This is a genomic window from Spirillospora sp. NBC_01491 (genome assembly GCF_036227065.1).
Lineage (GTDB): Bacteria > Actinomycetota > Actinomycetes > Streptosporangiales > Streptosporangiaceae > Spirillospora > Spirillospora xylanilytica.
Window position 1 is genome coordinate 944,990 of sequence record NZ_CP109432.1, and the last position, 13,239, is coordinate 958,228.

13 protein-coding genes are annotated in these 13,239 nt (G+C 71.0%); 6 read left to right on the forward strand and 7 right to left on the reverse strand.

The genetic code is table 11. The features are described 5' to 3' along the window. Positions 1-35 precede the first annotated feature (35 nt). A complete protein-coding gene (locus tag OHA34_RS04600) occupies positions 36-761 on the forward strand; it encodes a TetR/AcrR family transcriptional regulator (RefSeq protein ID WP_285943096.1) in 726 nt (241 codons plus the stop codon). Positions 762-773: 12 nt separating this feature from the next. Here OHA34_RS04600 and OHA34_RS04605 read toward each other — a convergent pair whose 3' ends face one another. Next, positions 774-908 carry a helix-turn-helix domain-containing protein gene (locus OHA34_RS04605; RefSeq protein WP_329520809.1) on the reverse strand — a complete coding sequence of 45 codons (135 nt, stop codon included), beginning with the start codon at positions 906-908 and terminating at the stop codon, positions 774-776. A gap of 29 nt (positions 909-937) precedes the next feature. Between OHA34_RS04605 and OHA34_RS04610 the strand changes: the two genes are divergently transcribed. Continuing rightward, positions 938-1,519: an SUKH-4 family immunity protein gene (locus OHA34_RS04610; protein ID WP_285943095.1), complete on the forward strand. Its 582-nt coding sequence runs from the start codon at positions 938-940 to the stop codon at positions 1,517-1,519. Between the two features lie 942 nt (positions 1,520-2,461). Here the strand turns inward: OHA34_RS04610 and OHA34_RS04615 are convergent. Beyond that, the gene (locus tag OHA34_RS04615) at positions 2,462-3,109 is read right to left on the reverse strand and encodes a nitroreductase family protein (protein ID WP_285943092.1); all 648 of its coding nucleotides are present in this window, start codon (positions 3,107-3,109) and stop codon (positions 2,462-2,464) included. Positions 3,110-3,117: 8 nt separating this feature from the next. Next, positions 3,118-4,446, reverse strand: a complete 1,329-nt coding sequence (locus OHA34_RS04620; RefSeq protein WP_329520810.1) for an MFS transporter — start codon at positions 4,444-4,446, stop codon at positions 3,118-3,120. Positions 4,447-4,635: 189 nt separating this feature from the next. Between OHA34_RS04620 and OHA34_RS04625 the strand changes: the two genes are divergently transcribed. Both OHA34_RS04625 and OHA34_RS04630 read left to right on the forward strand, forming a co-directional pair. Then, positions 4,636-5,085: a MarR family winged helix-turn-helix transcriptional regulator gene (locus tag OHA34_RS04625; protein WP_285943087.1), complete on the forward strand. Its 450-nt coding sequence runs from the start codon at positions 4,636-4,638 to the stop codon at positions 5,083-5,085. 298 nt (positions 5,086-5,383) lie between these two features. Beyond that, entirely contained in the window at positions 5,384-5,710 is a 327-nt protein-coding gene (locus OHA34_RS04630) for a hypothetical protein (protein ID WP_329520811.1), read from the forward strand. A gap of 611 nt (positions 5,711-6,321) precedes the next feature. Here the strand turns inward: OHA34_RS04630 and OHA34_RS04635 are convergent. The 3 genes from OHA34_RS04635 to OHA34_RS04645 all read right to left on the reverse strand — a co-directional run bounded on the left by OHA34_RS04635 (position 6,322) and on the right by OHA34_RS04645 (position 9,470). Beyond that, positions 6,322-7,305 (reverse strand): ATP-binding cassette domain-containing protein, encoded by a 984-nt coding sequence (locus OHA34_RS04635; protein WP_329520812.1) that lies wholly within the window; start codon positions 7,303-7,305, stop codon positions 6,322-6,324. Positions 7,306-7,357: 52 nt separating this feature from the next. Next, positions 7,358-8,137 (reverse strand): VOC family protein, encoded by a 780-nt coding sequence (locus OHA34_RS04640; protein WP_285943081.1) that lies wholly within the window; start codon positions 8,135-8,137, stop codon positions 7,358-7,360. A 142-nt stretch (positions 8,138-8,279) separates the two neighbouring features. Continuing rightward, entirely contained in the window at positions 8,280-9,470 is a 1,191-nt protein-coding gene (locus OHA34_RS04645) for a uroporphyrinogen-III synthase (RefSeq protein ID WP_285943080.1), read from the reverse strand. 850 nt (positions 9,471-10,320) lie between these two features. Here OHA34_RS04645 and OHA34_RS04650 point away from each other — a divergent pair. Together OHA34_RS04650 and OHA34_RS04655 are read left to right on the forward strand one after the other, a co-directional pair. Beyond that, positions 10,321-10,842, forward strand: a complete 522-nt coding sequence (locus OHA34_RS04650) for an NUDIX hydrolase (protein ID WP_329520813.1) — start codon at positions 10,321-10,323, stop codon at positions 10,840-10,842. Between the two features lie 43 nt (positions 10,843-10,885). After that, the gene (locus tag OHA34_RS04655; RefSeq protein ID WP_285943076.1) at positions 10,886-11,128 is read left to right on the forward strand and encodes a hypothetical protein; all 243 of its coding nucleotides are present in this window, start codon (positions 10,886-10,888) and stop codon (positions 11,126-11,128) included. Positions 11,129-11,182: 54 nt separating this feature from the next. On the opposite strand, the gene OHA34_RS04660 is transcribed toward OHA34_RS04655, so the two are convergent. Continuing rightward, the gene (locus OHA34_RS04660; RefSeq protein WP_285943074.1) at positions 11,183-13,204 is read right to left on the reverse strand and encodes a serine hydrolase domain-containing protein; all 2,022 of its coding nucleotides are present in this window, start codon (positions 13,202-13,204) and stop codon (positions 11,183-11,185) included. Positions 13,205-13,239: the final 35 nt, after the last annotated feature.

Below are 13,239 nucleotides of genomic sequence, written 5' to 3' on the forward strand. Positions count from 1 at the left end.
ATTGTGTCCAGAAGACACAGTGTACGATAGACACAGTGATCTCTTCAAGCAAGGGAGTGCCGATGGCGGCCGAGACGACAGCGATCACGCTGCTGTGGGAACAGTGGTCCGCGCCCAGACGCGGACCGAAACCGACACTGAGCCTCGACGCGATAGCCGCCGCCGGCATCGAGATCGCCGACGCCGACGGGCTCGCCGCCGTGACGATGCAACGGGTCGCCGAGCGGCTGGACGTCACGAAGATGGCCCTGTACCGCTACGTGCCGGGCAAGGCGGAGCTGGTCGCGCTGATGGTCGATCTCGCGGTCGGTGAACCACCGCCCCCGGAGACGGCCGCCGGCGCCTGGCGGCCGGGACTCGAGGCCTGGGCGCGGCGGCTGCACGCCCGATTCCAGGCGCATCCGTGGGCGCTGGAGGTCACCGTCGGGGCACGCGCGACCGGTCCCAACGAACTCGCCTGGCTGGAACAGGCCACCGCCGCGCTCACCGGCACCGGACTGACCGGCCCGCAGAAACTCGACGTGGCCGCCACCCTCACCGGCCACGTCCGGATGATCGCGCAGCACGCTGCGGTGTCACCTGCCGACGCCCCGGAGCAGGCGATGGCCGACACCATGAACGCGCTACTGGCCGGACGCGAAGACCGATTCCCCACGCTGACCGAGGCATTGGCCGACCCGTCCGGCAAGGACGAGGCACTCGACTTCGGCATGCGGTGCATCCTCGACGGTGTGGAACTGCTGATCGGCCGATCGCGATGAACGGCGGAGCCGCTACTGCGTGCTGAGCGCCCTATGGCGGTATTCGCTGGGAGGAACATCGAAGGCGGCGCGGAATGCGCGGGTGAAGACCGAATGGTGGGTGAAGCCCCAGCGTGCCGCGATGTCATGGACCGGGACGGTGCGCAACGCGCCGTCCCGACGCCAAGGAGCCCGAAATGGTCACCCATGCGGAACTGGTATCGGCATTCGGCTCCGATTGGGTCGAGACCATGCCGCCGGAGGTCGCCGAGCGACACTTCGGCGATCCGGAAGACCGGCGGGTCCTGACCGAGGTGGGCCTGCCCGGCTCGCTCATGGAGGTGCTGTTCTTCGGCGACCTCGGGACCGAGCAGCCTCGTACCATCGCCCAGGTCCTCGACATCGGAGAGCCGGGTAGCGATCCGCCGGACATCGAGGACGACATCGTGATCGTCAACAGTATCGGCGGCCTGGCCTGCCTGTCCCAAGCGGAGCACCACATCTACTGGTACAAGCCGGGGGACGAGAAGCGGAACCGCGCACTCATCAACAGTTCCCTGGAGCTGTTCGTCGAGACCCTCTACCGGGTCTGGCTACGGTTGAAGGACCTCAACCTGGAGTACGCCTCCTACGACGAGGAATCACCAGCCGAGATCGGTGCGGAGCTCCGCCGTCTGGTGGCGGAGATCTGCGACATCGACCCACCGTCCTTCGAGAGCCCGGTCATGTACTGGCAGCACGTGCTGCTCTTCGCCCTGAAACTCATCGCGGAGGAGTGAGGTCGGTCGGCCGCTCTGGGCTGACGACCACTGGCATCGTCCTGCACGTCAACACCATGCGTCACCATGGTGAGATGTGCTTCGGCTCGAACGGTCCAGGCTCCGGCACGTGGTCGAATGCAGGCGATGACCTGGGCTGCCGTCACCTCGCGCGCATCGCCAGGCGCATCTGGTCGCTGGCGGAACCCTCGGCGTCGCGGATCGTCGTGCCGGTGAACGACATGGTCACGGGCAGCACGCCCGGATGACCCACCCTTGTCACACGCCGACCTTCGCCGCGCCGTCGATAAGCTTCGAGCGCTCGAGCTCCTCGTCCGCCAGCCCCTGCTCCGGCTCCCCCGCCTCGCCTGGTCGGCCTCTGACGACGGCACCCTGGTCGGCACCCCCACCCAGCGGCGGCTGGTGGACCTGGCCCGCTACGGCATGGGCGCGACCGCGCTGCTGTCACGCCCGCACCACCCTGGCAGCAGCACCAGCCACCATCAAGCGAACGGTCAGACGGCCGACCCGCCTACGCCATCAAAGCCACCCACCGCGGCCAACGCAGACGGCAACCCCACCCAGCTCGGCGAGGCGATCGCACACTACGGCCGGATCCTCAAGACCCTGCACATTCCTCACCTACGCTGCGACAGGGCCTCCAGCTTTCGGGGTGCGGCCGGGTTGGTGCGGCCGATGACCGCGAGCCGCCGCTCGGTCCCGGGCATCCTGGTGAGCCGGCGGCGCTCCAGTTCGTATCGGCCGCGCGGGCCAGCGGCCGGAGCTGGCGCAGCAGTTCGCCGAGGAGGTCGAGGTCGCGGCACCGGTCCGGCTCGGCCAGCGTCGGGTCGAGGGCCAGCGCGCCGGCGACGGCCGCGAGGGCGCGGCCCCGGGCCTGCGCGACGACGGGCGCGCCTTCGGCGGGCACGCCTGGGCCAGGTGCCTGGCCTGGCGGCCGGGCATCTACCACCGGTCCCAGTGCAGGACCTGGTCGCGTGGGATGCGGGGCGCGGGTTTGAAGTCGGTACCGATGGTGTACGCGAGCGGGATGAACGCGGCGAGCATGACCTTGTCGTAAGGGACGCCCAGTGTGGCGGCGAGTTCGCGTTCGAGCGGTCCTTGGGCGGTGGTCCAGGTGGTGCCTAGGCCGCGGGCGCGGGCGGCGAGCATGAAGTTCCAGGTCGCGGGCAGGATCGACCCCCATGTTCCGGATTGGACGGCCGCCGAGGCGCGGTCGGTGCGCCCTTCGATGGCGGGGATGACAAACGCCGGGACGCGGTGGATGTTGTCGGTCAGGTGCCGCAGTCCGTCGAACACGCCCTGGGTGGAGCGCGGAGCATGGTTCATGCGGCGGATGTCGTGCTCGTTCAGCGGTTGGCCCTCGGCGGCGGCCAGCGCGCGGCGGAAGACGTCGCCCACCTTGCGGCGCGGGCCTGGCTCGGTGACCACAATGAAGTGCCAGCGTTGCCGGTTGCGTCCGGTGGGCGCCTGGGTGGCCAGGTCGATGCATTCTTCGATGAGCTTGCGCGGGACGGGCCGGTCGAGGTCGAGCCGCTTGCGGACGGCTCGGGTGGTGGACAGCAGTTCGTCGGGGGTCAGGTCGAGGGTCATCGTGGTCCTCAGGCTCGGGTGGAGGTCGGTGCGGTGCGCGTCGGCTCGGGTGCCGCAGGTTCGGCACGAACGCGCAGGCCGAGATAGGCGGTGAACGCGCCGAGCAGCGAGAAGGTCCCGGCGGTCAGGAACGCCGCGCGGTAGCCGTCCAGCGGGGACGCCGGGATGGCCATCACGGCCGCCAGCACCGCTACGCCGATGCCGGCCCCGACCTGGACGGCGGAGGTGACCAGGCCGGAGGCCAGGCCCTGACGGTCGTCGGGCAGGCTCCCGACGGCGGCGATGTTGAGGCTGGGGAACGACAGGCCGTTGCCCACCCCGTGCACGATGAGCGCGGGTAGCAGCACGGTCGCATAGTCACCGGACGCGCCCGCCCGCAGGAACAGCAGGATCCCGGCGCCTTGGACGAGCAGCCCGAGTGCGGCGGTGCGTCGCAGACCCCAGCGCCCGATCAGCCGTCCGGCGAGGTTGGCGGTCACGACGATGGCCAACCCCATCGGGACGATCCCCAGCCCGGTGGCCAGCGCCGAGTACCCCAGCACACCCTGCAGGTAGAGGACGGCCACGAACTGCCAGCCGATCGTCGCGCACGCCCAGGCCAGCGCGGCCAGATTCGCTGAGGTGAGCCGTCTTGAACGGAACACGCCCAGCGGGACGAGCGGATCCCGCCGGCGCCGCTCGATCGCCACGAACCCGCCGAGCAGCAGGAGCGCCGCCACGCCGGCGAGCCAGTTCGTTTCGGTGAGCGCGTAGACCAGCAGCAGGACGCCGCCGGTGACAGTGCCGGCGCCTGCCGCGTCGAATCCGGTGCGCGGGCCGTCGGTGCGTCCTGCCGGGATCACCCTGGGGGCGACGGCCAGCACGAGCAGCGCGACGGGCACCGGCAGGAAGAACACCAGCCGCCAGTTCACGTCGGTGAGCAGCCCGGAGGCGATCAGCCCGGCGCTGTAGCCGGTGGCCCCGGCCAGCGCGTACCCGCCGAGCGCCCGGTTGCGGCGCGGCCCCTCGGGGAACGTCGTGGTGATCAGCGACAGCGCCGCCGGGGCGGTCAGCGCGGCCGCGATGCCCTTCACCACGCGGGTGGCGACCAGGAGCCAGCCGTCCGAGAGCAGGCCGCCTGCCAGGCTCGCGGCCGCGAAAACCGCCAGCGACGCCAGGAACATCCGGCGCCGTCCGAACAGGTCGGCCAGTCTCCCACCGAGCAGCAGGAACCCGCCGTAGGCGACCGCGTAGCCGGACATCAGCCATTGCAGCGTGCTGTCGGGCAGTGCCAGATCTGCGCCGATGGCCGGCAGCGCCACGCCCATCAGCGACAGGTCCATCGAGTCCAGAAACACCGCCGTGCACAACAGAATCAGGGCCGCCGTCGCCCGGCGGCCGGAACGCATCACCACAACACTCCATCTTTGAGCAGATAATCTATGGACAGACGATCACGACCGTATGATCGTCAATGATCTACTGTCAAACAATCGCCCAAAAGATGGTTCTGGTAGTCTCGGGCAGGTCGACAGAGCAGGAGACCCATGCCGTCCAAGACCGCCCGTCCGGCGTACTTTCCGGCGCTCGCGGCCGAACGTCCCGACATCGCGATGTGCCGCGCCTCGGCGTACCTGGCCCGCGCCGCCGACGCCCACGCCACCCGGCACGGCCTCGGTGTCGGCCAGCACCTGGTGCTCAAGATGCTCGACACCGTCGGCCCCTGCTCCCAGCAGGTGCTGAGCGAGGAACTGCGCATCGACCGCAGCGTCATGGTGAACGTGTGCGATGACCTGGAGCAGTCCGGATTCGTCCGCCGCGAACGCAACCCCGAAGACCGCCGCTCTTACGCCGTCACCCTCACCGACGAGGGCCGCGAACGCCTCGCCGGGGCCGAGAGCACTGTCTCCTCCTACCTGGACGAAACATTCGCCCCCCTCACCACCAGCGAACGCGCCCAGCTCACCGCCCTCATCAACAAGCTCATGCAGCTCTGATTCCAGGGGAGGCGCGGACCACGCGTTGATCAGCTCTGACCGTCCCCCGGACCGTGAATGATGCGGTGGATGGTGGAGCGTCCGACGCTGTACTCCGTCGCCAGGTCGGCCAAGGACACCTAGGCTCCGAACCTGATCCAGGAAACAGCTCCTAGTCGCCGAGTGGAAGGGCGCTGTACTCGACGGCTGCAGCATCGAGGAGTGGATGCGAGCTTTGGAGGGGCAACGCGCGGCCGACAGACGGCTTCGAGGTGAGCGCGACCCGGCCCTACACGCCGTCACCTTGGGGGAATGGCTGTTGACCACATGGCTGCCCAGCCAGCAACTGGAGGACAGCAGCGTCAAGAACTACCGGCATCACATCGAGCAGCGGATCAATCCCTGGTTCGGAGAACGCACCCCCGACAGCATCACCGATCCCGGGGAGATCCGGCTCTGGGAGATGAGCCTGCGCGGACGATTCGCCGGATCGACTCCCCTGCAGCTCCTTCTGACGGCCGAGCGGATCGCTCTGCTGACCGGCCGCGACATCGACCTGGCGATGTGGGTGCTGTGCGCATGTGCGGGCTGCGCTGGGGCGAACTCATGGGGCTCCAGCGGCCAGCCTTCACGGGCACCAAGTTGAAGATCGACACCCAGCTCCACAATGCCGGATCCGGGTACCGCTGCAAGTTCCCCAAGGATGCTTCATTCCGCAACGACGACCCGCGGTTCTTCGGCGCGCTCGAAACAGGGCGGCCATCCCGCCTGGCGGACCCACGGAGACACGTGCTGGACGCCGGCCTGCGACGGCCCGCACCCGACGGTCGCCGCAGGCCGCATCAAACCTCGGACTGCCAGGCCGGTGCTGGTCGACCTCGGCGGCGGCTGGCCCGGCGTACCTCTGAGGCCGGCGCCGCCTCCGGCCGTGGGTTCGGCGATATGGCCGCCACGCGAGCACGGGTTCCCCAGGTACGACCTACCAGCGGATGCGGGACAAACTGGTGGCAGCGCTGCAGCGGCGGTGGGAGAGTGCGCTCGATGCCCGACTGGCGATGAGTCCGACCTCGCCTGTGCCGCTGTTGAACCGGCTTCCCGAGGGCCGGCGCCGGAAGATCGCAGGAGTGCCCCCGTCATGATCATCTCCCAATCGTCTCCCAATCGTCCGTCTCCCAGCGGCGATCGGGGTTTGGCCGCCGCTGCTTCGGATCGGCTGGCCCGGCCCGAAGAAGGGTCAGATATGAGTGCTGAGCTGGGCTATCGTCCCTTCGCGTGCATCGCCAGGCGCATCTGGTCGCTGGCGGAACCCTCGGCGTCGCGGATCGTGCTGCCGGTGAACGACATGTAGACGTCGTCCAGCGACGGCCGCGCCACGCTCACCGAGCGGATCGGGACGCCGAGCTCGGCGAACAGCCTCGGGACGAACACCTCGCCCGAGGCGACCGGGAAGGTCACCGCGCCCTCGGCGACGACGGCTTCCAGGCCGAACCGGGCCTTCAGCGCGGTGATCGCGGCCGGGTCGTCGGCGGTGCGGATCTGCACCCGGTCCTTGCCGACGCCGGCCTTGAGCGCCTCGGGGGTGTCCAGCGCGACGATGACGCCGGAGTCCATGATCGCGATGCGGTCGCAGTACTCCGCCTCGTCCATGTAGTGGGTCGTCATGAAGATCGTGATCTCCTCCGTCTCCTTGAGGTGACGGATGTACTCCCAGATGGACGAGCGGGTCTGCGGGTCGAGGCCGACGGTCGGCTCGTCCAGGAACAGCACGCGGGGCGAGTGCAGCAGGCCGCGGGCGATCTCCAGGCGGCGCTTCATGCCGCCCGAGTAGGTCTGCACGAGATCGCGGCGGCGCTCCCACAGTCCGACCATCTCCAGCACCTGCCCGATGCGGTCGGCGGTGAGCGAGCGCGGCACCCCGTACAGCTCTGCGTGGAAGCGCAGGTTCTGCTCGCCCGACAGGTAGCCGTCCAGCGTCGGGTCCTGGAAGACCAGGCCGATGCGGCGGCGCACGTCGTCGCGCTGCCGCACCACGTCGAACCCGGCCACCCGAGCCGAGCCCGAGGTCGGCCGCAGCAGCGTGCAGAGCATGTTGATCGTGGTCGACTTGCCGGCGCCGTTCGGGCCGAGGAAGCCGAAGACCTCCCCCGGCCAAACGGCGAAGTCGATCCCGCGCACCGCCTCCGCGTCGCCGAACCGCTTGATCAGTCCGGCGACCTCGATGGCGGGTTCCCCGTCCGTCATGCGGCCTCCTCGGCGTCGCGGATCGGCCGACGGAGCCGGAGACGCCGGACGGTCAGGAGTTCATCTGGATGATGGAGAAACGGCCGCCCTGCGGGTCGGTCAGGGCGGCGATCCGGCCCACGGGGATGTCGAGGGCCGGGCCCGGCGCCGCGCCGCCCAGCTCGACGGCCCGCGCCCTGGTGGCGTCGCAGTCGGCCACGGCGAAGTAGACCGTCCAGTACGGCGCGACGTCGGCGGGCCAGGAGCCGCCCATCTCGATCATGCCGCCCACGGTCGTGCCGCCGTTCTCCCACTCGGTGTAGGGGATCGGGCCGGAGGACTGGGTGTCGCCCCGCCAGCCGAGCACGGTGCCGTAGAACTCCTTGGCGGCCTCCACGTCGCGGCAGGCCAGCTCGCTCCATACGTAGGTGCCGGGCTCGTTCACCACGGCCGCGCCGGAGAACTCCTTCGGCTCCCACAGGCCGATCGCCGCGCCCGACGGGTCGGCCAGCAGCGCCATCCGGCCGAGGTCCATGACGTCCATCGGGCCCATGAACACCCGCCCGCCCGCGCCCTCCGCCGCCTTGGCCGTGGCGTCGGCGTCGGCGACGCTGATGTAGGTGGTCCACAGGACCGGCTGCCCCTCGGCCTGGAGGGGCATCATCCCGGCGATCGGGCGGCCCGGATCGCCGGCGAGGGAGACCATCGTGTAGCCCCCGGCGGCCGGATCGGGCTCGGTCCGGGTGTGCCAGCCGAGGAGCGCACCGTAGAAGGCGATGGCCGCCTCCAGATCGGACGTGCCGAGATCGGTCCAGCACGGCGTGCCGGGCTCGTACGAGGTTCTTTCCGGCATGTCCGACTCCCCTTTCCTCACCGGGCCGCGCGTTCGGCGGCCCCTTTTGAAGGCTAGGTCGGACCTGGCAAAACACCCGGATATGGACGGACACGGTAGGGGCAAGAGCCCTCGGCGACCGGCGCCGCGGCCGGCGCCGGGTTCAGCCGCCGAGGCCCGCGCGGAGCTGTCCGGCCGGCCGGGGGTCGCCGGCGAGCCGGTAGCCGCGCTTGACGACCGTCTCGACGATCCCGTTGCGGCCGAGGCCACGCCGCAGCCGGGCCACCGCCATCTCCACCGCGTGCTCGTCGGCCTGCGGGCGCGCGTCCCGCGACCATGGCGAGCCGCCCACGACCAGCCGGCCGGGCAGCACCCCGCACAGCTCCGCGCGCGACACCACGTGCCCGGGGTGCCGCGCCAGCGCCCGCAGGATCGCCATCGGCGCCGGCGCGATCGGCCGCAGCTGCCCGTCCAGCACCACCGCGTGGCCGCGCAGCTCCAGCAGGAGGCCGCGGACGTGGACCCGGCGGGCCCGCCGCAGCGGCAGGTCGGACACCAGTGCGCGGACCAGCGCGCCGATCCTGGCCCGCTCGGGCTGGACGGTCGGCACGCCCCGGTCGGTGAGGGCCTGGGCCGTCACCGGCCCGACACAGGCGGCCACCACGTGGGTGCGCAGCGCCTCCAGCAGCGGCTCCTCCAGTCCGTCCTCGGCCGCGACCGCGAGCGTCGCGGCGACGGCGGGCGCGCTGGTGAAGGCGACCGCGTCCACGGTCCCGGTGACGGCCTGGCCGACGAGCCGGCGCAGCGGCGTGGAGTCCTCGGTCCGCGACCAGCGGTAGACCGGGATGTCGATCACCTCGGCGCCGGCGTCGCGCAGCGCCTCGATGAACTCCGGATGCCGCTCGCCGTAGAGCTGGACGGCGACGCGGGCGCCGTCCAGGTCCCTGTCCAGCAGGTGGTCGATCACCTCGGCGCAGCCCTCCGACGCCGGCGACCACCGCTCCCGGAGCCCGGCCGAGCGGATCGCCTCGCGCGCTTTGGGGCCGCGCGCCACGATGCTGGTCTCGGCGAGCCGGCCGAGGAGGGCCTCGCGCATGCCCCATCCGTCCGCGGTCTCCAGCCAGGCCCGGAAGCCGATGCCGGTGGTCACCACGGCGTAGTCGAGGGGCCGTTCGATGCACGCGCGGGTCGCGGTCAGCAGGTCGCCGTCGTCGGGCAGCGGGACGAGCCGGATCGCAGGGGCGTGCACCACCCGCGCGCCGTGCCGCTCCAGCAGCGAGGTCAGCTCCTCGTGCCGGCGGGCCGCGGTCACGCCGACGGCGAACCCGGCCAGCGGCTCACTCTCGGTGGTCATGGGCGAACGCCACCTCCACGCGGTCTTCGGCCGGGTCCCGGGTGAGGACGGCGTCGTGGGTCGTGGTCATCGGGCGGCAACCTCCAGGCGGGGCCGGTCACCGGGACCGGCGGGATCTGCTGCGTTCGGGCTCGAGGACGCGGGACGTGAAGCGGCCGGGCCGAGTGTCGGCGACGCCACGGCCCCGGGCCTTGACGTTGTAAGGTCGAGGCGGAGCGTCCGCGCCCGGTCCGCCCGCCCCCCTCCGAGGTCCATGAGCCGATCCTCAGCAGGGGCCGTTTCGCGTTTGCGTCACCTTTGTCACCGGCGTGTTAAAGGACGCTCACCGCGAAATCGAATCGTGCCCGACGGACGATCCGCACCGAAAGAATTCCCGGCATTCTTTCGAAAAGCACAAAACCCGCCGCGGTCGCGCGTGTCTCCGCACACGCGGCGGGCGCGTCCCGTCTCGGCGCCCGCTCCGGCGGCGACCCACTCGGCCGGCCGTCACTCAGCGTCGTCCCGTGTCGCAGCGCGCAGTGCGGACGGTGCGGTGGGTCCCGGACGCACAGCGAGCCCGTTCGCGCCGGATATACCCCTTGTGTCCCGTGTGTGACCTGCCGGTCAAGAGCCGCTCACGGCGGCCCGTTCGCCAAGGTCAGGCGGCACCTTCCGGAGCCTCGGGCGGGCCCGGGCGAGAATTCTTGACGATCACGTGTCAAGCGTTGTCGACCGTTGTCATGGCCCATTCGTCGCCGCAGGGCCGGTTACCGAACGGATTGGCGGCGGCCCGCCGATCTCGCGAACGGATGCGGCCCCCACCCCCGCCGCGGGCGGGTGGGCGCGCGCCCATCCGGCCTAATCTCGGAGCATGCCCGACCTTGAGTACTACGCCTCGCTGCCGCGGACGCGCGGCGCGGCGTCGGCCCTGCTGCTCGACGATCTGGGGCGGGTGCTCCTGGTCAAGCCCACCTACAGCGCGGGCTGGTTCCTGCCGGGCGGGGTCATCGAGGAGGGCGAGTCCCCGCTGACCGCGTGCGTGCGCGAATGCCAGGAGGAACTCGGCCTCGTCCCCCGGCTCGACGGCCTCGTCTGCGTCGACTGGGGCGCCCCCCGCGACGGCATCGACGCAGTGAACGTCTTCGTCTTCGGCGGCGCGATCACAGGTGCCGAGCTCGACGCGATCCGGCTGCCGCCCGACGAGCTGTCGGGCCACGTGCTGGTGGCCCCGGAGCGGATCCCCGACCTGGCCCCGCCGCACGTCGCCCGCCGGATGGCGCCGAGCCTGCGGGCCCTCGCCGAGCAGCGCGTGCTCTACCTGGAGGACGGCCGCGAACCGGTGTTCGGCCAGCCCGGGGCCGTCCGGGGATACAACCGCGCGCCATCTGGGTAGATCGCCTACGGAGGCGACGGACGGAGAACTGGGGGAACCGTCGATGGCGGCCTGTGAGGTCTGCGGCAACGACTACGCGATGAGCTTCGAGGTGCACGCGCAGGGCGTCGTGCACACCTTCGACTCGTTCGAGTGCGCGATCACCCGGATGGCACCGATCTGCGAGCACTGCGAGTGCCGCGTCGTCGGGCACGGGGTCGAGGTCGACCGGCACTGGTATTGCTCGGCCCACTGCGCCAGGGCCGCCGACCCGCGCGGCGCCGAGCTCGTCAGCGACCACGCCTGACCGGGCGTCCGCCCGCCGGGGAGGGCGGGCCCGGGGCCCGCCCTCGGGGACGGTTCACAGGTAGCAGAACACGTCCTGGATGAACTCGTCGTCGAAGTCCACGTCGTCGGCGCGGCGCTGGTCGGAGTAGGCCCAGCTCAGGCTGCGCGAGCCGTCCTCGGAGTGGACCGACCAGGTCCGGTACCCGGGGATGCTGCCGTCGTGCCAGTAGACGTTCTTGCCGCACCAGGTGGTCCGGAAGATGCCGAGGCCCGCGTACTTGCTGCCCACTCCGCTGTAGACCAGGCTGCTCTTCATCTCGTTCGCTCCGGCCGCGCCGGTGACCGAACCCCTCAGCAGGGCCTTGTAGAAGGTGTTGAGGTCGGAGACGCTGGAGATCATCTGGCCGCCGGTGGCCCAGCGCGAGGCGTTCTGCCCGGTCACCTCCACCGCGTCGGACGCCGCCGGGTCCCACCAGTAGCCGCGCAGCCGCACCGAGGAGATCGCGGTGTCGGACGGCACGGACGTGGCGGACAGCCCGAGCGGGCCGATGATGTCGCGGAAGACCGCGTCGGAGTAGGAGCGCCCGGTGAGCCGCTCGATGATCATGCCGATGACCAGGTAGTTGCTGTTGGAGTAGCTGTAGCGGGCGCCCGGGGCGAACACCGGGGCGTGCCGGTTCACGATCTCCAGGAGCTGCGCGTAGGTGAACCCCTGGGTCATCGTGGTGGCGAAGTCGGGCTGGTCCTCGGTGAAGTTGTACAGGCCGCTGGTGTGCCGCAGGAGCATCCGCAGCGTGATCGAGCCGCCCCCGTTGACGCCCGGCAGGTAGGTGGAGACCGGGGCGTCCAGCGACACCGTGCCCGCCGCGGCCAGCTTCATCAGCTCGGCGGCGGCGAAGGTCTTGGAGACGCTGGCGATGCGGACCCGGGCGTCCACCGTGGTGCCGAACGCGTAGCCGATCTTGCCGAGGGTGGAATCGCTCAGCTCGGCGACGGCCCCGCCGCCGTGCGCGAGCGCGGTGTGCACCACGGTGTTCTGCACCATCGCCGTGGCGAGCGGGGTGCCACTGGCCGCCTCCCTGCTCATCGTCCCGATGAACCGCTCACGGCCGTTCTCGGTGTACCCCTGGGCGGTGATCAGCCGGCCGCCCATCCGCAGCGCCTTCTGTTTCAGCTCGTCGTGGGTGAACCCGTGCCACCAGCCGGGCGAGTAGCCGGTGGTGTTGCGGAGCATGATCGCGTTGAAGGTGCCGTCGTCGTTGCGGCTCGCGTCCACGATCCGCGCGCCGTTCTGCCGGATCTGGTCGTTGACCGCTCCGTCGGAGCCGCCGAACCACCACCAGAACGTCTGGTCGCTCCCCGACATGAGCATGTCGTAGCGGCGGGTGCCGCCGTCGTCGAACGGGCGGACCCGGGTCACCCGGCCCCCGATCGCCTGCTGCTGGCCGATCACGTAGTTCTGGTCGCCGTAATACCACCACCAGCCGCGCGCCCCGGCGCCGGTGTTGTCCAGCAGCGCGACCGCGAAGCGCCAGCCGTCGGACGTCCAGTACCGGCTGATCGACACCGGGCGCTGGCTGTAGGCGTTGGCCGTGTCGACCACCCCGGCCTCGGTGAGGCCGTACCAGAGGCCCCAGCCGCTCACCCAGTACGCGCCGGTGTTCTTGACCAGGGTCGCGGTGAACAGCACCTGCGAGCCGGGCTGGACGGCCAGGTCGCTGATCCGCGCGTCCTGCGACCGCGCGTAGTCGACGATCTGCTCGGCGGTCCAGCCGTTGACCGTCCACCACTGGGTGGGCGCGGTGAGCAGCTGATCGTCGCCGTAGGACTCGTCGAACGCCGCCGCGGCGCGCGCGCGGCTCGCCGGCCTGGGCGTCGCGGCCTTGACGTTGCGGCCCCCGGACGAGCGGTCGCCGACGACGGGCGTGCCCGACCGGGGTTTCGGCGCGGACGCGGCGCGCTGCGCGCCGTGCCCACCGCGCGCGCCCTGCCGGCCGGCCGTACTGGACGGGCCGGGCGGCGCGGCGCCCGCCGGGCTCGCCAGCCCCAGCAGCAAGGCCAGGGTCGTCAAGAAGGACAGGACGCGTCGCCCCACGGAAGCCCACCTTTCACCAGTGATCACTGGCAAGG

What these genes read in the sequence shown, in the direction of transcription:
- OHA34_RS04610 (WP_285943095.1), top strand. Translation starts at nt 938, where the DNA reads ATGGTCACCCATGCGGAACTGGTATCGGCATTCGGCTCCGATTGGGTC.
- OHA34_RS04615 (WP_285943092.1), bottom strand. Translation starts at nt 3,109, where the DNA reads ATGACCCTCGACCTGACCCCCGACGAACTGCTGTCCACCACCCGAGCC.
- OHA34_RS04625 (WP_285943087.1), top strand. Translation starts at nt 4,636, where the DNA reads ATGCCGTCCAAGACCGCCCGTCCGGCGTACTTTCCGGCGCTCGCGGCC.
- OHA34_RS04635 (WP_329520812.1), bottom strand. Translation starts at nt 7,305, where the DNA reads ATGACGGACGGGGAACCCGCCATCGAGGTCGCCGGACTGATCAAGCGG.
- OHA34_RS04640 (WP_285943081.1), bottom strand. Translation starts at nt 8,137, where the DNA reads ATGCCGGAAAGAACCTCGTACGAGCCCGGCACGCCGTGCTGGACCGAT.
- OHA34_RS04645 (WP_285943080.1), bottom strand. Translation starts at nt 9,470, where the DNA reads ATGACCACCGAGAGTGAGCCGCTGGCCGGGTTCGCCGTCGGCGTGACC.
- OHA34_RS04650 (WP_329520813.1), top strand. Translation starts at nt 10,321, where the DNA reads ATGCCCGACCTTGAGTACTACGCCTCGCTGCCGCGGACGCGCGGCGCG.
- OHA34_RS04655 (WP_285943076.1), top strand. Translation starts at nt 10,886, where the DNA reads ATGGCGGCCTGTGAGGTCTGCGGCAACGACTACGCGATGAGCTTCGAG.